Annotated in this window: 19 protein-coding genes and 5 pseudogenes; 17 read left to right on the top strand and 7 right to left on the bottom strand. The window is 36.9% G+C overall.

The genetic code is table 11. The features are described 5' to 3' along the window. Window positions 1-7 precede the first annotated feature (7 nt). From MKX65_RS03820 to MKX65_RS03800, 5 genes are all read right to left on the bottom strand, one after another. On the bottom strand, window positions 8-1,105 hold the full coding sequence (locus tag MKX65_RS03820; RefSeq protein WP_160549088.1) for a PfkB family carbohydrate kinase: 1,098 nt from the start codon (window positions 1,103-1,105) through the stop codon (window positions 8-10). A 515-nt stretch (window positions 1,106-1,620) separates the two neighbouring features. Continuing rightward, complete coding sequence (motB, locus tag MKX65_RS03815) at window positions 1,621-2,421, bottom strand: flagellar motor protein MotB (RefSeq protein WP_340902426.1); 801 nt, start codon at window positions 2,419-2,421, stop codon at window positions 1,621-1,623. Further along, complete coding sequence (gene motA, locus MKX65_RS03810; RefSeq protein ID WP_160549086.1) at window positions 2,414-3,208, bottom strand: flagellar motor stator protein MotA; 795 nt, start codon at window positions 3,206-3,208, stop codon at window positions 2,414-2,416. The genes motB and motA overlap by 8 nt, the downstream gene beginning before the upstream one ends. A gap of 163 nt (window positions 3,209-3,371) precedes the next feature. Further along, on the bottom strand, window positions 3,372-3,746 hold the full coding sequence (locus MKX65_RS03805; RefSeq protein WP_340902424.1) for a DnaJ family domain-containing protein: 375 nt from the start codon (window positions 3,744-3,746) through the stop codon (window positions 3,372-3,374). Between the two features lie 68 nt (window positions 3,747-3,814). After that, on the bottom strand, window positions 3,815-4,375 hold the full coding sequence (locus MKX65_RS03800; protein ID WP_340902422.1) for a peroxiredoxin: 561 nt from the start codon (window positions 4,373-4,375) through the stop codon (window positions 3,815-3,817). 143 nt (window positions 4,376-4,518) lie between these two features. Here MKX65_RS03800 and MKX65_RS03795 point away from each other — a divergent pair, with 143 nt between their 5' ends. Continuing rightward, window positions 4,519-4,683, top strand: a complete 165-nt coding sequence (locus MKX65_RS03795) for a hypothetical protein (RefSeq protein ID WP_340902420.1) — start codon at window positions 4,519-4,521, stop codon at window positions 4,681-4,683. 90 nt (window positions 4,684-4,773) lie between these two features. Next, window positions 4,774-5,709 (top strand): annotated as a pseudogene (locus MKX65_RS03790) (DNA topoisomerase); the annotation flags it as partial. Between the two features lie 260 nt (window positions 5,710-5,969). Here MKX65_RS03790 and MKX65_RS03785 read toward each other — a convergent pair. Then, window positions 5,970-6,229: pseudogene (locus MKX65_RS03785) on the bottom strand (hypothetical protein); the annotation flags it as partial. Between the two features lie 322 nt (window positions 6,230-6,551). Between MKX65_RS03785 and MKX65_RS27020 the strand changes: the two are divergent. The 12 genes and pseudogenes from MKX65_RS27020 to MKX65_RS03730 all read left to right on the top strand — a co-directional run bounded on the left by MKX65_RS27020 (window position 6,552) and on the right by MKX65_RS03730 (window position 15,799). Next, window positions 6,552-6,776 (top strand): CBO0543 family protein, encoded by a 225-nt coding sequence (locus tag MKX65_RS27020; RefSeq protein WP_377057445.1) that lies wholly within the window; start codon window positions 6,552-6,554, stop codon window positions 6,774-6,776. A 411-nt stretch (window positions 6,777-7,187) separates the two neighbouring features. Continuing rightward, a complete protein-coding gene (locus tag MKX65_RS03780; RefSeq protein WP_340902419.1) occupies window positions 7,188-8,441 on the top strand; it encodes an IS4 family transposase in 1,254 nt (417 codons plus the stop codon). Window positions 8,442-9,730: 1,289 nt separating this feature from the next. Beyond that, window positions 9,731-9,937 carry a DUF1657 domain-containing protein gene (locus MKX65_RS03775; RefSeq protein ID WP_013352384.1) on the top strand — a complete coding sequence of 69 codons (207 nt, stop codon included), beginning with the start codon at window positions 9,731-9,733 and terminating at the stop codon, window positions 9,935-9,937. Between the two features lie 82 nt (window positions 9,938-10,019). Beyond that, on the top strand, window positions 10,020-10,493 hold the full coding sequence (locus MKX65_RS03770; RefSeq protein ID WP_160549814.1) for a YhcN/YlaJ family sporulation lipoprotein: 474 nt from the start codon (window positions 10,020-10,022) through the stop codon (window positions 10,491-10,493). Window positions 10,494-10,510: 17 nt separating this feature from the next. Further along, window positions 10,511-10,990: a stage V sporulation protein AC gene (gene spoVAC / locus MKX65_RS03765; RefSeq protein WP_340902418.1), complete on the top strand. Its 480-nt coding sequence runs from the start codon at window positions 10,511-10,513 to the stop codon at window positions 10,988-10,990. Further along, window positions 10,990-12,009 carry a stage V sporulation protein AD gene (spoVAD, locus tag MKX65_RS03760; RefSeq protein WP_160549945.1) on the top strand — a complete coding sequence of 340 codons (1,020 nt, stop codon included), beginning with the start codon at window positions 10,990-10,992 and terminating at the stop codon, window positions 12,007-12,009. The genes spoVAC and spoVAD overlap by 1 nt, the downstream gene beginning before the upstream one ends. Beyond that, the gene (spoVAE, locus tag MKX65_RS03755) at window positions 12,006-12,356 is read left to right on the top strand and encodes a stage V sporulation protein AE (RefSeq protein ID WP_160549946.1); all 351 of its coding nucleotides are present in this window, start codon (window positions 12,006-12,008) and stop codon (window positions 12,354-12,356) included. Before spoVAD ends, spoVAE begins: the two co-directional genes overlap by 4 nt. 11 nt (window positions 12,357-12,367) lie before the next feature. Continuing rightward, complete coding sequence (locus MKX65_RS03750) at window positions 12,368-12,574, top strand: DUF1657 domain-containing protein (RefSeq protein WP_009336483.1); 207 nt, start codon at window positions 12,368-12,370, stop codon at window positions 12,572-12,574. Between the two features lie 29 nt (window positions 12,575-12,603). Then, window positions 12,604-13,464: a DUF421 domain-containing protein gene (locus MKX65_RS03745; protein ID WP_340902417.1), complete on the top strand. Its 861-nt coding sequence runs from the start codon at window positions 12,604-12,606 to the stop codon at window positions 13,462-13,464. A gap of 115 nt (window positions 13,465-13,579) precedes the next feature. After that, window positions 13,580-14,254, top strand: coding sequence for a DUF421 domain-containing protein (locus MKX65_RS03740; RefSeq protein WP_340902416.1), 675 nt, complete (start codon window positions 13,580-13,582; stop codon window positions 14,252-14,254). 242 nt (window positions 14,255-14,496) lie between these two features. Continuing rightward, window positions 14,497-14,655 carry a hypothetical protein gene (locus tag MKX65_RS03735; protein ID WP_340902415.1) on the top strand — a complete coding sequence of 53 codons (159 nt, stop codon included), beginning with the start codon at window positions 14,497-14,499 and terminating at the stop codon, window positions 14,653-14,655. 259 nt (window positions 14,656-14,914) lie between these two features. Then, window positions 14,915-15,799, top strand: a pseudogene (locus MKX65_RS03730) (S8 family peptidase). A 286-nt stretch (window positions 15,800-16,085) separates the two neighbouring features. On the opposite strand, the pseudogene MKX65_RS03725 reads toward MKX65_RS03730, so the two are convergent. Continuing rightward, a pseudogene (locus MKX65_RS03725) lies at window positions 16,086-16,381 on the bottom strand (spore coat protein). Here MKX65_RS03725 and MKX65_RS03720 point away from each other — a divergent pair. The 3 genes and pseudogenes from MKX65_RS03720 to MKX65_RS03710 all read left to right on the top strand — a co-directional run. Beyond that, window positions 16,338-17,072 (top strand): annotated as a pseudogene (locus tag MKX65_RS03720) (phospholipase D-like domain-containing protein); the annotation flags it as partial. The pseudogenes MKX65_RS03725 and MKX65_RS03720 overlap by 44 nt on opposite strands. A gap of 558 nt (window positions 17,073-17,630) precedes the next feature. Further along, window positions 17,631-17,804, top strand: a complete 174-nt coding sequence (locus MKX65_RS03715; protein ID WP_340902414.1) for a hypothetical protein — start codon at window positions 17,631-17,633, stop codon at window positions 17,802-17,804. Then, entirely contained in the window at window positions 17,794-18,315 is a 522-nt protein-coding gene (locus tag MKX65_RS03710; RefSeq protein ID WP_340902413.1) for a DUF421 domain-containing protein, read from the top strand. Before MKX65_RS03715 ends, MKX65_RS03710 begins: the two co-directional genes overlap by 11 nt. The last annotated feature ends 57 nt before the right edge of the window (window positions 18,316-18,372 follow it).

Here is an 18,372-nt window from a genome sequence, read left to right as displayed (position 1 = left end):
TTGCTCCTTAGTGAAAATTATGTTGAAAAGCTTCTTGTAGCTGCTGATGATTCAATGACGGGTTCACCGTTTCTTCCGTTGCTAATGTTAGCATGGAACAAGCCATTCCAATTTTGCACGCATCTTCGGTTTTTAAGTCACGTAAATAGGCATAGACGATTCCTGCAACCAATGCATCTCCAGCCCCCGTTACATCAACCACATCAACCTTTGGCGGCAACAAGACACCCGCTTCATTCGCTTTTGTAAAGTAAATAAGTCCTTTATCCCCGCGTGAAATAACCACTCGTTCAACGCCCTTTTTCATAATCACTTCTGCCGCTTTAAAAAAGTCACCTTCGTCTTTGATTGGTTTCCCTGATAAAGCCTCAGCTTCATCCTTATTCGCGATCAGCCAAGCCACGCCATCAAGATTTTGTGGCAGCTTTTTAATTTTTGGAGCTGAAACTGGGGTAATGACAAGTGGAATCGCTTCTTCCCTACAGCGATCAATCACTTTAGCAAGTACGTCAGAAGGGAAGTTTGTATCAATCATGACAAGCTCTGTTGATGCAAGAAAGCCCCAGCGCTTTTCAACAAAATCTAGATCGACAGAATCATATATGCTCATATCTGCTAAAGCAACCGCCATTTCGCCATCTACATCCAAAACAGCCGTATACGTCCCCGTTGCTTCATTAGGAAGAATTTTTGAAGGCTCTATATCTACGTAAGACCTGGTGTAGTCCAGTAGCCATTTGCCTTCATGATCGTCGCCTACAACGGTCATAAGAGAAACATCGAATCCTAGTCTTCCCAAGTTTTCAGCAATGTTCCTTGCCACCCCGCCACAAGAATTACTAGTACTAGCAGGATTGGATGTTCCTAACTGAAGCTTATCAATCGCTTGCATTTTCCTATCCACATTAGCTCCGCCAATACAGATCACCTGTTTTTTATTAGGCAATACATATGCCCGACCTAATAGTTTTCCTTGCTTTGTAAGAGAAGAAATATAACCAGCAACAGCCGAACGAGATAAGCCCGTCCTTTCCGCCAACTCATTTTGAGATATAAATGGATCTCTTTTAATCAGTCCAAGTATCGTTGCTTCCTTATCACTCATACTTCACCTCATGACAATATATACATTTGTTTTCATTATAAACTTTTGTTTATCCATTTGCCACCCTTATTATTCTCATTATCTGGAAAAATATTTCTAAATGCTTAATTCCTGATTGTTGTCAATTGTTAAATTTGTATATTTTTTGAATTTTATTTGCCATTTTTATGAATAAACACTATAATTAAAGTAGATTCAACCATGTGTGAAGGAGGTATTTCCATGACCGTTGTTCACATCTTGAATTTCACCATTCCAATTGCATGCATTCTCTTTGCTGGGATTTTAATGGATCGAATGTGTAAACCGGAAGTACCACAACCTGATAATAACAACGACTAGTTTTTTGTTTTGCGTTTCTTGTAAGCGCTTCCTAATGAATAATCCCTTGTATCTCTTTTTGGCCACTCTTTGGAGTGGTCCTTTTTTATTTAAGGCTCTTTTCTTAATCTTTGTTGCTTTTGGGGCTATAAATTTGTTAATTGTGCAAAAAAAAGACTGAAGCCATCACAGGCTCAGTCCGCAGTTCTTGGTAAGATTAAAATTTCTACACGACGATTTTTTGCTCTTCCCGCAGCATCTTCGTTTGAAGCAATCGGTCGGAATTCCCCGTATCCCTTTGCACTAAACCAACTTGGATCAAGCTTGTCGTTTTCGAGTAAGATTTTCATAAAATTAATCGCACGCATGACACTTAGCTCCCAGTTTGATGCGAACCGTGCATTTTTAATCGGAACATTATCTGTATGTCCGCTAATAATCACACTTCGTGCTGGATCCATAATTAGTAAATCTGAAATCTCTCTAACAATGGTTAAATCCTGCGTTCTAACTGAATCACTGCCCGATTCGAATAAAACATTGTCACGAATCGTTACGTGTAATCCGTCATCTTCGAGTGTAGTCTCCAGTTTGTCCTCTAGCCCTTTGCTCGTAATATACTCGTTTACCTTCGCTTGAATGGCTTGGAGCTCAACCTGTTCTGCTTGTTCTGCTAGCTGTTGTTTTTGCTCTTCGGTCATCCCTTGAGATTGTGCTTGAGACTGTTCGGTACTTTCAGAGTCATTTTGCTGCTCGTCTGGTGCCGTTGCTCCTTCTTCAGGAATCGGGCTTGGAAACTCAAATATCCCCGTTCCACTCGTAAATTGAGCATTAAACACTTCTGCCATTGCTTGAAACTTTTTTGCATCCAATGAACTCATGGAGAATAATACGATAAACAACGCAAGTAGGAGAGTTAAAAGGTCAGCGTAAGGAATTAACCAAGATTCGTCAACATGCTCCTCATGATGATGCTTCTTACGGCGCTTACTCATTTGCCGCTTCTCCTGTCGCAGCTAAGAACTTTTTCTTTTCACTACCAGGTAGGTAAGAAGCTAGTTTGGTTTCAATGACTCGAGGCGCTTCCCCTTCTAGTATGGATAGAATTCCCTCAACCATCATTTGTTTAACTTTCACTTCTTGCTTTGACTTACGCTTCAATTTGTTTGCAAATGGATGCCAAAGTACATAACCGGTAAAAATACCTAGTAAAGTGGCAATAAATGCAGCACTTATCGCGTGTCCTAGTCCCTCGATATCATTCATGTACCCAAGGGCTGCAATCAAACCTACTACTGCACCAAGTACTCCAAGGGTTGGAGCGTACGTACCTGCTTGTGTAAAAATTAGTGCACCAGATTGATGTCTTTCTTCCATTGCTTCAATTTCTTCCGATAACACATCGCGAATATAGTCGGCACTTTGTCCATCGACAGCAAGCGATAATCCATTTTTCAAGAAATCATCGTCGATTTCATTTGTCTGCGACTCTAGAGCTAATAGCCCCTCTTTACGAGCTAGCTGTGCCCAATCAGAAAACATTTTTATTAGTTCAGCTGTGTCTGGTAACTTGTCTTCTTTAAAAAGCTTTCCGAACAGCTTTGGTACTCTTTTGATTTCACTTGTTGGGAATGCGATTGTTACAGCACCAGCCGTTCCTAACAAAATAATTAAAATTGCCGCTGGATTCACAAGCTGCACGGGGCTAACGCCTTTAAAGAACATCCCTACTAGTACAGCCACAACCCCTATGACAACACCTATTACCGACGTTTTATCCATACTTCATTCTCCTGTCTTTTCCTGAGTATCTTTTATGATAGAAGTCCTCTTTCTATCAACCTACTACTTTTTATTTCGGCTAATAATGTCATTTTTTAAGGGGAATATGTAAAAAATTATGTTGGAAGATGTGACAAAAAATGCCTAAGAGGTTTCTTAGGCATTAAAATAACTTATTATTTATTTTTTGCTCATAATTTTTAAAAATAGAGGAGTTTGTATTCACTCGGCGTTTGGATAGCATACTGTTATAACGCAGCATCTTTTCATTTAATTTTTTCTGAAGACCAAGTCTTTGATCATCGTCATCACAGGCTTTTAAAAGAGATTCTATCGACATCATTTCCTGCCTGAGTGCATGTTCTTCTGGAGAATATCCCGCATTTTTCAGCACGGTATATGCCATACGAAGTTCCTCTGGAATGGCAGATAAATCATCGAGCTTTAACGGTTTCCCGTAGCCAGGTACATGATCGAATTCTCCATTTTCAATCGCCTTACGAATGCGTTCCTCTGAAATACTTTGAGAAAAATCCATGAACATCCCTCCTTCCCTTATTATACCTTGTATAGTGAAAAGCGAGGGAGTTTTCCATCATTTGCTTTTTAACTTTGATCAGGCATCCAGTTTGCTGGGACACCTTTACCTGTGTTCTTTGCGTGCTGAAGTGCCTGCATAAGCCTTACATGTTCATAAAGGTTTCGTCCGACTTCCCTCGGATAGACGAGCTTAGCGACGATGATCTGTTCAGGATTTATAAAAAGAGAGGCTCTAAAAGCAGCTCCTGTTTTCTCATCCAATACTCGATACGATTTGGAGATCTCATGAGTTCTGTCACTCAACATAGGGTAGTAGACATTTTGTAAAAAGGGAGTCGTTTCTCGAAAGACTTTATGTGAATAGATGCTATCTGTGCTGATAGCCAAAATCTCCACATTCATTGCCTGAAAATAAGGATAAATAGCAGCGACCGCCGCTAGTTCTGTCTCTCAGACGGGTGTAAAGTCACTTGGATAGAAAAATAAGAGAAGCCATTTTCCCTTATATTGCTCAAGTTCAAAGGTTTTGATTTCTCCATTTACAAATCCACTTGTCGAGAACGTTGGAGCTTGATCGTCTCGAGTTGCATAAAATGGTGGTTGTTCATTTTGAGATTGATTCGTCACTTGGATCCCCCTCCCTTTTAAAAAATTTTACAACCCAGTACTTTCTATAAATATGCATGAACCTTCTGAACTGTCCTGTTTCTTTTCTACATAGAAGGGAATTTTTCCGGAAAAGCTAATTTGGAGGAAAGGAGTGTGGAAAAATGGCCCGTGGAAAAGATTTTGAGCATAAGAAGAAGGGACACCCTGGGAAGTTTCCAGAGGGAACTCTTGTTGAAAAACATACAAAGGACGCAATCGGCGATGAGGAGTTTCTTGTTGTACGTGAAGCGTTTAAAAACCGAGTGGAAACTCGAGACATCGAATAGACCTTGCATAAGCAAGGTCTTTCTTATTCCCTTTTTCTTTCGTTTTCCTGTATACTAAACCCGAGCAAATGGAAATTCGGAGGATAAATAATGAAATCACTCGTACTTGCTGAAAAGCCAAGCGTTGCTAGAGAAATTGCGCGCGTTCTTGGCTGTACGCAAACACATAAAAGCTATATTGAAGGGCCGAAGTATATTGTCACTTGGGCGCTTGGACATTTAATTGAGTTAAAAATGCCTGAGCATTATGATACGAAATACAAGCAATGGAATTTAGAAGACCTACCCATTATCCCTGATAAGATGGGGCTTAAGGTCATGAAGCAAACCTCTCACCAGTATAAAGCGATCGAATCTCTTGCCAAACGTAAAGACGTGAAGGAATGCATTATCGCTACCGACGCAGGACGTGAAGGGGAGCTTGTTGCGCGCTGGATTTTAGAAAAAATCCGCTGGAATAAACCACTTAAACGTTTGTGGATTTCATCCCATACGGATCGTTCGATTAAAGAGGGATTTGCTAAACTTCGTCCTGGGAACGAGTATGAAAATTTATATGCATCAGCGGTTTGTCGAGCGGAAGCCGACTGGTTAATTGGACTTAATGTGACTCGCGCTTTAACCACTAAATATAAGGACCCTCTCTCTGCAGGTCGAGTTCAAACGCCAACACTTGCGTTAGTGATGGAGCGAGAAAAGGCGATTCAGACATTTAAACCGCAGGAATACTGGACGATCTCTGCCCAAATTGGACCTTTGAAGGCCGATTGGGAAGAAAATGGGGAAAAGCGAATTTTCTCCAAGGACAAAGCAGATCAGATTTTAGAAAAAGGCAAAGGACAAAAAGCGATCGTTCAGTCGATCAATCGTACCGCCAAGTCTGAGCAACAGCCCCTTCCTTATGATTTAACAGAGCTTCAACGTGATGCGAACAAGCGCTTTGGCTTTTCAGCGAAAAAGACATCAAGCGTTTTGCAAAAATTATATGAGCAGCACAAGCTAGTAACTTACCCTCGATCGGTATCTACAAGAAAGGAGGTGTGCATAAATTATTAATCTTAAAACCAAATTAATTTAACAATCCATTTTCTGTTTATAAAGTGTGCATAATATTTTTATGTACATAAATATAACGAAACGCGGAAATATACGTTATTCATATTCTCTTTCGTTTGATACCATGTATCTACCGAAAACAAATATTCCTCAAAATCTTTACATTGTTTACTACTCACAATGAAATACACCACCAACACGAACCTGTTCTCTTTATTCCGTTAAGACTAGTCCTGAGTAAGATGTAATAAATAGACGGTTAATATCGAATATCGTTTATTTTCTTGAAAGTCAAGAAATGGATAAAGCTCATATCTTGAACCTAAACGAGATAGCTGTAACAGGCGATTGCGATGCAAATGACTAATTTTTACCGTCTCTAATTCTATTCCCCTTATGTATTCGAGTCGTTCTAATATTTTTAGAAATGTTTCGGGTGAAGGATACCCGGTGGTTCCTTTAACCAACCTAATATCGTTTTATTGGACTTTTCTTTTTCCTCACGTTCCTGATTTTATTACATTTTCAATCGGATGGGTGCCTCTTTTAAGGGTAGAGTTCCGAAAATGCAAACATGTATTATTAAGATGGATTTAGTGATAGTGAGAATAATAATGAAAAAGGGGCATTTTAGGACATGCTTGGTGGAGTTAAAGAAGTTATACAATTATATCGGCAAACACATGAGGCAAATACAGAACTACAAACGTTATGGATAGAACATGTACTGTTCACGTGTTAATGGTGGGTTGGGGTAGGATTGACCATTATTCCTTGGATTTTATGGGGGATATCTAGAAAAAAAAGAGTTCATGGGTTTCTTTAACCGCTTGATTTTATTATGGTTTATTTCTAATTTTTTAGATTCACTGGGAGTTCAACTCGGTTTTTGGTACTACCAATATGCAGTTGTACCATTTATTCCTGCTTCAATGCCTTGGAACACTTCACTTTTACCTGTATTTGTTATGTTTTTACTTCAATATAAAAATATATCTAGCCCTTTTATAAAGGCAATTATTTTTTGCTACCATTAGTGCTGTTTTGTTGGTGAACCTTTCGCGGTTTGGATAAAATTATATAATCCTGTAAATTGGAATTATCATTATTCTTTTCCTATCTACATTATTTTATATTTAATATCTCATTACTATTCGAGAATATCACTTCAAAAAAATATTGAGTAACCTAAAAATGAAGGATTGAGAGTGAATTCTATTATAATCAGTTAATTAAGAAGGAAAGGAGTCGCTTAAAGGGAAGAAGTTTTTGATTTTAAATCATTAGCTTTGCATTTATTTAAATTAAATTTGTCAAGACATTTTTACGGAAAGGTATCTGTAATTTTATTGAAAATATGGTAAATACAAGTCTTCTTGGGTATAAAAAAACCCCTTATAATTAGGTTTGGTAGTCCTGTCCAAATCCCTAAATATAAGGAGAATCCCATGGACAAGGATAACACAAAAACCACAATTAATGAACTACTAAAAGTATTAGATGAACAAACTTTTACTAAATTAATCAATGTAGTGGACATCGACAAGTATGTTAAGAAACTGACGGCATATAAATTTTTGCAGCTACTCATCTTGGCACAAATCAATGAATTAGACAGTTTAACCCATCTATCCAAGCATTCGAAAGATAAGAAAGAACTTCAGGTTCACCTGAATATGGATGGCATTAGTACATCTCAGCTTTCCAGAAAACAGTGTGATCTATCTCCGAAGTTGTTTGAGAAGATCTTACACCATCTTGTTTTTATGATTCAGTCCCAAATGAAACAATCTCCGATTGTTCGAGATATTGGACGTCTTCATGTGATTGACTCATCGACAATGAGTATGTCCATATCGCAGTATCCATGGGCAAAGTTTCGCAAAACAAAGGCCGGCGTTAGACTGCATTTACGGGTCGTTGTGACCAAAGATTTAACAATCCCTGATAAAGCCGTTCTATTGCCGGCAAAACATGCTGACCGGACCCAAATGAATGAACTAATCGAGATTGATCCTGATGCTCTTTACCTTTTTGACCGAGGATATGTGGATTACAAGCAATTCGATAAGTACTGCCTGGAAGGCGTTCGATTTATTACTAGACTTAAGAAAAACGCCGAAATTGAAGTACTAAGCGAACAATCACCCGATCCCGAAAATTTGATCTATCAAGATGCTGAGGTATATCTTGGAAATGCACAAAATGGTACGAAGATGCAGCACACCCTACGCCTAATCAAAACTAAAGATCAAGAAGGAAATCTTGTTATTATCGTTACTAGTTGTTTTGACCTTACTGCCAAAGAAATCGGAGATTTATATCGATATCGTTGGAAAATAGAAACTTTTTTTAAATGGATGAAACAACATCTGAAGATCAAATCCTTCTTTGGAAAAAGTGAAAATGCTGTCTATAATCAAATCTGGATTGCCTTGATCACATATTGTCTTGAAGTATTACTTCAATTTAGAGTCAGCCACGATGGCAGCCTGTTAGGGCTGAAAAGGACTTTAGAAACTTGTCTTTATGAAGGGCTTGATGCATTTATTCGTGCTCTTTTCCAGAAACCATCCCGACACTCAAAAGGACGAAGAAAATATGATTGGGAAAAAGATTTCGCATTGATTGTACGCCAATTTGACGAAGGTGAGGTGGATCACCTAGACGATTTAACATTTGACCCACTTTACCAATACTAAAAGGAAATAATTTACCAATTGTGGATAAGGACTACTTCTTATATCCTTATCAATCTTTTTAAATTCCGGATAAAACAATATATCTGAATATTCAATTATTTGTAGTTTCACCCATAAAAATCCAATTTGACAAGTTTCAAAAATCTTTATGCAACGCTAATGATTTTAAATATTAAAAATGAATATAAATCACCAGTTGCATTTAATATGGTCCGTTACGATGTGTGGTTTCGGGTACTTTTTAGCTGTCTTGTACGACATCTTCAATGATGGTATTCATTACCAAACATATCATCTAGGTGTGATAAGAGCCATAATTTAATATTTGATTAAAACACGATTTTAAAAACCTATCCAAAAAAGAAACTGGCTTACAGTGAATCTTTGGTGCAAAGTTTGCCAATTCCTTCTTTATCATACCTTCTAATGAGTATTATAAACACTTTTTCCCTGTATTCTTATGTAGAGATATTGATTCTTTTTAGTTTGAAACAATTATGTATCCAATTTTTTTATCAATTCTATTAGATAGCATACTAATATTTAGTTTCTGTTTTTTGTTGTCTTGCCTTCCAGAATATAAAAGTAATTTTTCCCTTTCACATCTCCAACTTTTAATTTGACAATGTCACCTACCTGTAATTCTGTATTAATCCCCATCAAATATAGCTATACATCTCTTTCGCCCAATCTCGGATTTTTGGTTTCCTTTTGTCTCCCAGTTTAATCCCAAGTTTTATTTCTTCAATGTCCTTTTTTGGTTTTAACGTTAAACGTTGAAAGGATTTTCCTTTTTTGTTTTGTTGTCATTTTTTCACCTTCTAAAATGTATGAAAAATTTGATGTTTAATAACAAAACAGTTCCTTTTTATGTATTAGACAAACCTTAATACGGCGACAAATGCATGCGTTTATCTTTGTTATTACATTTTCAATGTTAAATACCCATAAATAGGATGATTAAGAGGGAAAAACTCTTGAAACTTTGGGATAATATCCAAAAAATGGAAAAAATATTAGTCCTTTCAGGAAATACAATCATCTTATTTTATAAAGGTAGGGGTGTAAAAGAAATTGAAGTTGAGAAAAAAAAATGAAAAGTTATAAGAGCTATTGCTGTCAACGAGAAATAGAAGAAATGATGGGGATATGGAAAAGGGGTTATTATCGGAAAAATGGAGCTATACGTCAAAAATAATTTAGATTTAAATTTCCCAAAAATCATTGAATAAAAAATTCTCCATAAAGCAATATAAAAGAGTAAAAAAAAATTCAAGGAGGAAATTATCATGACAGTAATAAATGACGTTAAAACAGCTCTAGCAGGATTGAAAAGTGCTCAAGCAAGTTTTGAAACATTTGCTCTTAGTACAGATAATCAACAAGCTAAGCAACTTTACCAAGATGCAGCTAAGCAAACCCAATCCGTTGTAGACAGCATTGAACCACGTGTTCAACAAATCGAACAAGAAGAACCTCAATACAAACAACAGTAATTAGTAAGGCGAAAAAAGGTTGGCCTCTTAACCAACCTTTTTTCAGCTGTTCACATAATGGAAAAACATGGAGGTGATTTTTTTGAAAGATAAAATAACCACATTGAAAAACCTACTTTTTATTATAATGGTCATTGGTTTCGCATCAGGATGTAATGGTAATCAAAATGAATTTATTCAAGGTAATAGTACTTTTGGTATTTCACAAGTACATACAAGTAAGCCAATTGATCAATCCGTTGCCAATCATGCGAAAGAAAAGATAATTGCCAAGGAAGATATTACAGACGTAAAAGCTGTGAATACTGATAAAGAGCTTATGGCAGCGATTAAAGTTGAGAATTTTGATCGATTTCGATTAAAGAGTATCGAGAAGTCAGTAAAATCCGACTTAGAAAAAATATATCCGGACTATAAAGTTTTTGTTTCGACTGATAAAAAAATATTCTGGGAGCTTGAAAAGGTCGAGCAAAGACTGAAAAAAAACGATATGAATAAGAAGAACTTAAAAAAGGATTTGAACAAACTGAAAAGTCTTATGAAGGAACAAACCTAAAGAGGAAGGATCGAGTTATGTCTAACAATCAAAAGAAACAACTTACTCCTGTGCAACAGGAATATCAAAAATTGCAAAAACAACGAGAGATCAAAAGACCGGTTGTTAAAAATTGCATTAAGGCCTTTTTAACCGGTGGACTTATTTGTTTGATTGGTCAGCTTATTTCAGACTTTTACATTTATTATTTCGATTTTACTGAGCAAACGGCCGGAAATCCGACAGTGGGTACGTTAATTTTTATTACGATGCTTCTTACTGGTTTTGGTGTATATGATCGAATGGCCCAATTTGGAGGGGCTGGAACAGCTGTACCCGTAACTGGTTTTGGCAATGCGGTCATATCACCTGCCATTGAGCATCGTTCCGAAGGATTTGTACTGGGCGTAGGCGGCAACATGTTTAAATTAGCAGGGGCGGTTATTTTATTTGGTGTTTTTTCTGCTTTTGTCATTGCCCTCATCAAAACCATTTTAATCCAGTGGGGTGGTTTATAATGCTGGCAGGTCATCGTACATGGATTTTTGAACAAAAACCAGTGATACTTTCAACTGGAACAGTTGGAGGACCATTTGAAGCAAACGGAGCGATCGCAGAAGATTTCGATCTCCTTCATGCTGATTTATGGCTTGGACAGGATTCCTATGAAAAGGCACATAAAGTCCTTTTTGAAGAAGCCTGTCAAAAAGCCATGGAAAAAGGGGGCATCCAAAAAGATCAAGTTCAATTTATCCTAGCTGGGGATCTGATCAACCAGATAACTCCGACAAGTTTTGCTAGTCGAACAATTGGAGCTCCGTATTTTGGTTTATTCGGTGCCTGCTCTACGTCTATGGAAGGACTGGCTCTAGGTGCTTATATTGTGAATACGAAAGGAGCGAAATATTTATTAACAGGAGCATCTAGTCATGATACAGCTGTTGAAAAACAATTTCGTTATCCAACTGAGTACGGCGGTCAAAAACCACCTACTGCACAATGGACTGTTACTGGTGCAGGTGCCGCCCTTTTATGTGATTCTGGGGAAGGACCTCGTGTCACTTCTGCCACAATTGGACGTGTGATTGATATGGGCTTAACAGATCCATTTAATATGGGAGGAGCAATGGCGCCAGCTGCGGTTGATACCATTGAAGCCCATTTAAAGGAACGAAATATTGATCCATCTTATTACGATTTAATTGTAACCGGGGACCTGGGCCAGATTGGACAGGAAGTTTCCATGGATCTATTTAAAAAGCACGGAATCCCTATTAGTGAAGAACAATACCAAGATTGTGGCCTTATGATTTATCGGGAAGGACAACCCGTTCTTGCAGGAGCAAGCGGTGCAGGCTGTTCAGCAACGGTAGTTTATGGGCATTTATTAAACCGCATGAAAAATGGTGAATTTAAACGCATGTTAGTTGTGGCTACAGGTGCTTTGCTTTCACCATTGTCCTTTCAGCAAAATGAAACAATTCCTTGTATCGCCCATGCAGTGTCAATTGAATACGGAGGTGAACAATTAACATGATCTATTTTTGGGCTTTTGTCGTAGGCGGTTTAATTTGTATCATTGGGCAAATTATGTTTGATGTATTTAAATTGACACCAGGTCATACCTTAAGTGCTCTTGTAGTGATTGGGGCGCTTTTAGATGGATTTGGACTATACGAGCCTTTGATTGATTTTGCTGGGGCAGGGGCTACCGTTCCGATTACAAGTTTTGGGAATTCGCTTGTTCATGGTGCGATGCAGGAAGCTGAAAAACATGGGGTAGTTGGTGTACTGACAGGAATGTTTGAAGTAACTAGTTCTGGTATTTCAGCTGCCATTGTTTTCGGCATGATAGGAGCTTTAATTTTTAAGCCAAAAGGATAAGGAGAATTAGGATGACAGTAGGATCAGATGTTAAACAGTGTTTTGCCAGTCTAAAAGGGGTAGAAGCAAGTCTCTCAAGTTTAGCATTACGGACTCTTGATGATGAATCGAAGCGAACTTTGCATGAGGCTATGATGGTAGTACACGAAGTAACAAAAGATTTAAAAAAAAGAGTAGGAGAACTAGAAGGAGAGGAACTTCAGTACAAAGGTTTCTAGAAAAACTATATTTACAGGGGGTGTAAGTAGTGCCTGAATGGTTAGAGATAGCTGTACGCTCAGCATTATTTGTTGCTGTTTTATTTTTCATTACAAAATGGTTAGGGAAAAAGCAAATTTCAGAACTATCTTTCTTTGAATATGTCACCGGTATTTCTATTGGAAGTATTGGTGCAGAAGTGGCTATGGGACTTGAACGGAACATTTTTCACGGAATTATTGGAATTGTCATTTTTGCGGCTATTCCCTTTTTCGCTGGTTTAATTTCATTAAAAAGTAAACGTTTTCGCAATTTTACAGAAGGAAAAGCAACAGTATTTATCAAAGATGGGAAGATTATGGAAGATAATTTAAAAAAGGAAAGATATACGACAGATGAACTGTTAGAGCTACTTCGCAGGAAGGATGTCTTTCAAGTCTCTGATGTAGAATTTGCTGTTTTAGAGGCAACAGGTGATTTATCTGTGATGCTAAAGAAAGAAAATCAACCTTTAACAGCAAAGGATATAAACTTGAAGGTTGCTTCAATCAAGGAGCCTCAGACCATTATTATGGATGGTGCAATAATGGATGAACCACTAGCCACGATTGGACGAAGTCGGGCTTGGCTACATACTGAATTAGAAAAACTAGGGGTAACGATTGAAAATGTATTTCTGGGACAGGTTAATTCTTACGGAGAGTTAACGATTGATCTGTTTGACGATAAATTACAAGTCGCACCCCCTCAAGAAAGACCCTTAATTCTTTCAACCTTGAAAAAATGTCAAGCAGACTTAGACCTATTTGCTCTTGGAACGGAATCAAAAGACGCCAAACAAATGTATAGGTTAAACAGTGAAAAATTACAAGAAGCCATTGATAAAGTGACCCCTATTTTAAAAGGATAAGGATTTAGCTTAGATTCATACATGACGAAAAAAAGATACCATTTTTAATTGAAATAAGTTTAAAAACCTTAGTCCAATTTCGGACTAAGGTGAATTTTTTTACGAGGTGTTAGAAGTGTCTATTTTTTTAGTTAAAGTTATTTTTATCTATATTGTGTTTATTGTAGCAGTAAAAATTTTAGGGAAATCAGCTCTAGCCCAACTTACCCCTCATGATTTTGGAGCGATTCTTTTTTTATCTTATTTAGCTTTTGGTTCTATTAAAGTAAACGGAGTGATGGAGGGGATTATTGGAATCATTGTAATAACATGCATTCATCTATTTATATCAAAGTTAAGTTTATTAAATAAGTTAAACCCTTTTATTATCGGAAAACCGACTATTCTAATTAAACACGGGAAAATTATCTATCGAAATTTAAAGGAAAGTAGATATCCTTTACCTGAGCTGTTGTCTAATTTAAGAACATCAGGATATCCGGATATTCACGATATTGAATATGCGATTTTGGAAGCAACAGGTGAAATTAGCATTTTTCCAAGAAAAGAATTAGTTCCTATTACTCCAAAAGATTTACATATGAAAGTGGAATACCGCGGATTACCCATAGCCGTTGTCATTGAAGGGAAAGTGCAAAAGCGTAATTTAAAATTAATCAACAAAAATGAAAAGTGGTTAAAGGAAGAACTAAAGGCAAAGGGATATCTTCAAATCAAAGATATTTTTTATGCTGCTGTTAGAGATACCGATCATTCATTAACCATTAACAAAATAGATGTTAACGACTAATTTTAAGACGATTTCCTCCCACTATAAATTAATGTTTTCTCTTATTTACTCCTTCTTATATTTTATTCTCAGATAGGCAAATATGGATTTTTAATGGTACAAACAACCCAAATATTACCTTATTCATAAGATAGCATTAAGTTCGAAGTATTTATAAGGAAGGATCTGAGAAACCAAATGTTTTTATACCCCTTTTCATACCCCAGTTTTTATACTCCCTATGGGGGGTAAAAAGTGAAACTTTGCGTACTGTAATACCTTTTCTGAATTATGGTTTGCAAGAAGCAACATTTACATCATATTCTCATGCCCTTTCAGAAGTAGTAGCCATGACTTATTTACTGGGAAAAGGATATGACCCACAAACTGCTTTTAAAACAGTTGAATCATGGGAAGTTTAATGAAAGATTTTATTAAATGTTTCTAAAACGCTAATATGTGTTTTTATAAGAATATTTTAAAATTGAATAAGGGAGAGGACCACTTTGCAAACCGCACCCAAACCATGATTAGTATCCCATTTCCATCTGTATGGGGTATTGATGCTTCTATAGCTGGAAGACCAATCATTAGAGGTATACTTACCATTAATTCCATTATAGGCACCAAAGTAATGGGTACAGTTAATTTCCGTGGTACACCTATCCCAATTATCTTTATCTGCAAAATAAAATTGGACTTCCTAATAATCTGCTATACCGCGAACAATATCAATGGAACTTACCGATCATTCAAGCCGAAGCAGGCTGGGATATTACAACAGGGGATGAACATATTATTATTGCTGTTATAGACACTTGGGTTGATCTGGACCATCCTGATTTGAGCGGAAGATTAACAAATGGATACAATGTTCTGGAAAATAACGACTTTCCTGATGATGACAGTGGCCATGGCACCCATGTATCCGGAATCATTGCATCGGAAACAAACAACCAAGAAGGCATTGCTGGCATCACTTGGTATAACAAAATAATGCCTATAAAGGCAATGGGTGCTGAAGGATATGGAACGACCTTTGATATAGCAAAAGGGATTATTTGGGCAGTGGACCATGGAGCAAATGTCATTAATATGAGTTTAGGCAATTATCAGCCTTCTTCTCTTTTGAAAGAGGCAATCGATTATGCATACATTAAAAATGTAGTCATGATTTCTGCAGCAGGAAATGAAAATACTATACAACCGAGCTATCCAGCAGCATATCCTGAAGTTTTAAGTGTGTCAGCTGTCGACAACACAGGACGACGAGCATCTTTCTCAAATTACGGGGATTATATTGATGTCTAAGCTCCCGGAGTCCAAATTACGAGCACCTATTTTAACCAGCAGTATGCAGCTTTATCAGGTACTTCTATGGCTTCGCCTCATGTGGCAGGACTTGCTGGCCTCTTGCTTTCTGCAAACCCTAATTTAACTAACAGAGAAGTAATAGACATTATTAAGAATTCTGCATATGATTTAGGAATCCCAGGAAATGATAGCGATTTCGGCAATGGCTTAATTGATGTAAAGAATGCACTGGAAGCAGCCCAAAATGAATAATCTGAAATACTCCCCCTATTGACCCCATGTCAGGCAAAAGGCAATGAACCTTTATAAAAGTTGCCTTTTGTAGTTAAAAAACACCTTGAAATTTTTGAATTCATCCCCAAGTGGTTCCTAATTCTGGGTTCTGACATCATATTGCTAGGAAAATCCTTCACAAGCAATCCCCTATTCGCCAAATGGATTTTCTGGAAAAGTTACAACGGTTTAACTAAGGTTAGTCTATATAAAAAAATTGAATAATTTAAAAGCTATGGACTGGTTACCATAGCTTTTTACGACCTTATTGTATTGGAGGATTATGCGGAAACTGGGACATGTACCCTGTAAACTGCTGTGCTCCTGTTGAAGTTTTTGTGGCTGTTCCACTTCAAGCGAATACCATCCCTTTTGAAACATCAGATTATACAGTTCACGCTGCAAATTCTTCGTTTCGTCGAAAATCGCGTGAATGTCCTGATATAGCGAAGCGTGGCTTGCCTCATTCATTGCCGTAGAATAAGATGCCGTAATGTACTTTTCATACGAAAGCATATCGTTTAGGAAGCCTGAGACATTCAGTGATTCAGCATCGGTAATTGCCGATTCTTTACGGCATTTCACTGTGAATGGGCTTCGAATGGGCCGAGTCCAAGTGTTTAACAATGGAATAGCGAAATATGAACAACTCCTTGAATCCCTACAAGATGCTCAAAAAACAATTGATCTGGAATATTTCATTTTTCGGAATGACCAAATTGGCAATCGCATCACAGAACTGCTAATCGAAAAAGCATTAACTGGAGTGCAGGTTCGTTTTATGAGAGATGGCTTGGGGAGTTATAAGTTCCCGCGTGAAAAAATCCGGCAGATGGTTGAAGCAGGTATAGAATGCAGGACAATATTTCCTTTGCGATTTCCCTGGTTTTTGTCCAATTGGAATTATCGGGATCATTGTAAGATGGCCATAATCGACGGAAAGATAGCTTTTAATGGTGGCATTAACATAGGATATGAATATACAGGATTGAAGCCTGACGTTGGCTTCTGGCGGGATACTCATTTGCAAGTCATAGGAGAAGCATCAGCCGATTTGCAGCCTGTCTTTGATGTTCATTGGGAAATCGCTGTGCCGGAACGGATAAAATCAAAAACAAATTTGAAAACAAAATCAGAGGTAACGAAAATCAATCCAATCGTCAGAGCAGATTATTCCAAATGGTCAGCCGAATTGGGATCAGAGTTGAGCACCCTTGATGATAAAGAAATGGACATGTTCGCAAAAACTCAAAGAGTTTGAATTCAAAAATATCTGTTACCTTTTAATTTAAATATAGGGGTGATATCAATAGATAATATATTTGAAAATCTTAAGGAAATACGTTTATTAGAAGATAAACTGTATCATTTAGAATTAAATGGTTGGCTAAAAAATGAGTTTTTAACTTGGGAATGGTGGATACTAGTCGTTTTTTTAGTTGTGCCTTGGGTTATATGGGCTAAACTTGTTAAACGAGACATTATTTTAGAAATTAATAAAACTAGCCTCTTTTTCTAAATCTTAAGATTTACAACTAAGTAAAGTGAAATGACCAATATTAAATCTACAGTACAACCATTTTTATTTTTCTTGAAAATTAAGGATAACTCAGTTTCCTTGTTTAACAATTCTTTTCTTATAGTGTTGCTGATAACGGGAAATTGGTGATATTTCCATATTAAAACTAGCTCCGTACTACTAAAATAATTTGATATTTACCACCTTCTAATCAACTCAAATATGTAAGGAGTCTGTATATCCTTCCATAAGTTAGCCGAATTTAAATTAGATAACGGGAGGAAAAGCATATTGGAGGAAGTTAACATTAGTTTCCTGACGATCAAAGTTATCGTAGGTTTTGTCGCTTTATTTTTTATTATTATCATAACACGCAGAACCTCTATCTCTCAGTTAACCCCGTTTCACTTAGTTTTTATATTAGTACTTGGGGATTTTTTAGGAAATACCATTTATGAAAGATAAGGTAAGGACTTTTCATTTTTTATATGCCATCGGATTGTGGACTCTTCTCATGTTGGGGATAGAGTTTATAACTCTAAAAAACAAATCGGCACGTTCTCTCTTTTTAGGCAATCCTAATATCATCATTCGGAATGGTGTCATCGACAGAAAGTTACTTAAAAAGAACAAATTGGATATAAATCAGGTATTGAGTTTGCTTCGGCAAAATAATGTTTTTTCAGTTCGTGAAGTCAAATACGGTATATTGGAAGCGAATGGGCAATTAAGCATATTATTAAAATCTAAGTATCAAAAACCAGAAAAGCAAGATTTTAATCTTCCAGAAAGTCCAGTAGACCTCCCAACATCGTTAATTATAGATGGAGAAATTTTATGGGATAACTTACATGAACACGGCTTTGATAAACAGTGGTTACATAACAAATTAACTGCTAATGGATATGAAAATGAAAAGCGTATACTCTACGCAGATTGGCGAGAGAGTGAAGGTATACATATAAGCCCTAAATAAAATATAACCTGAATACGTTAAACACGTAACTTCAACGAAAACCTAAACAATTTTGTA

This window comes from Robertmurraya sp. FSL R5-0851 (assembly GCF_038002965.1).
Classification (GTDB): domain Bacteria; phylum Bacillota; class Bacilli; order Bacillales; family Cytobacillaceae; genus Robertmurraya_A; species Robertmurraya_A beringensis.
Note: the sequence above shows the minus strand (reverse complement) of the source record. Positions and strands in the feature narration are given on the sequence as shown.

Excerpts from the sequence above, each read along its gene's own strand:
- spoVAE (WP_160549946.1), top strand. The coding sequence starts at position 12,006 with ATGATCTATTTTTGGGCTTTTGTCGTAGGCGGTTTAATTTGTATCATT.
- spoVAD (WP_160549945.1), top strand. The coding sequence starts at position 10,990 with ATGCTGGCAGGTCATCGTACATGGATTTTTGAACAAAAACCAGTGATA.
- motB (WP_340902426.1), bottom strand. The coding sequence starts at position 2,421 with ATGAGTAAGCGCCGTAAGAAGCATCATCATGAGGAGCATGTTGACGAA.
- MKX65_RS03805 (WP_340902424.1), bottom strand. The coding sequence starts at position 3,746 with ATGGATTTTTCTCAAAGTATTTCAGAGGAACGCATTCGTAAGGCGATT.
- MKX65_RS03710 (WP_340902413.1), top strand. The coding sequence starts at position 17,794 with ATGAAAGATAAGGTAAGGACTTTTCATTTTTTATATGCCATCGGATTG.
- MKX65_RS03820 (WP_160549088.1), bottom strand. The coding sequence starts at position 1,105 with ATGAGTGATAAGGAAGCAACGATACTTGGACTGATTAAAAGAGATCCA.
- MKX65_RS03780 (WP_340902419.1), top strand. The coding sequence starts at position 7,188 with ATGGACAAGGATAACACAAAAACCACAATTAATGAACTACTAAAAGTA.
- MKX65_RS03775 (WP_013352384.1), top strand. The coding sequence starts at position 9,731 with ATGACAGTAATAAATGACGTTAAAACAGCTCTAGCAGGATTGAAAAGT.
- MKX65_RS27020 (WP_377057445.1), top strand. The coding sequence starts at position 6,552 with ATGGGTTTCTTTAACCGCTTGATTTTATTATGGTTTATTTCTAATTTT.
- spoVAC (WP_340902418.1), top strand. The coding sequence starts at position 10,511 with ATGTCTAACAATCAAAAGAAACAACTTACTCCTGTGCAACAGGAATAT.
- motA (WP_160549086.1), bottom strand. The coding sequence starts at position 3,208 with ATGGATAAAACGTCGGTAATAGGTGTTGTCATAGGGGTTGTGGCTGTA.
- MKX65_RS03750 (WP_009336483.1), top strand. The coding sequence starts at position 12,368 with ATGACAGTAGGATCAGATGTTAAACAGTGTTTTGCCAGTCTAAAAGGG.
- MKX65_RS03795 (WP_340902420.1), top strand. The coding sequence starts at position 4,519 with ATGGCCCGTGGAAAAGATTTTGAGCATAAGAAGAAGGGACACCCTGGG.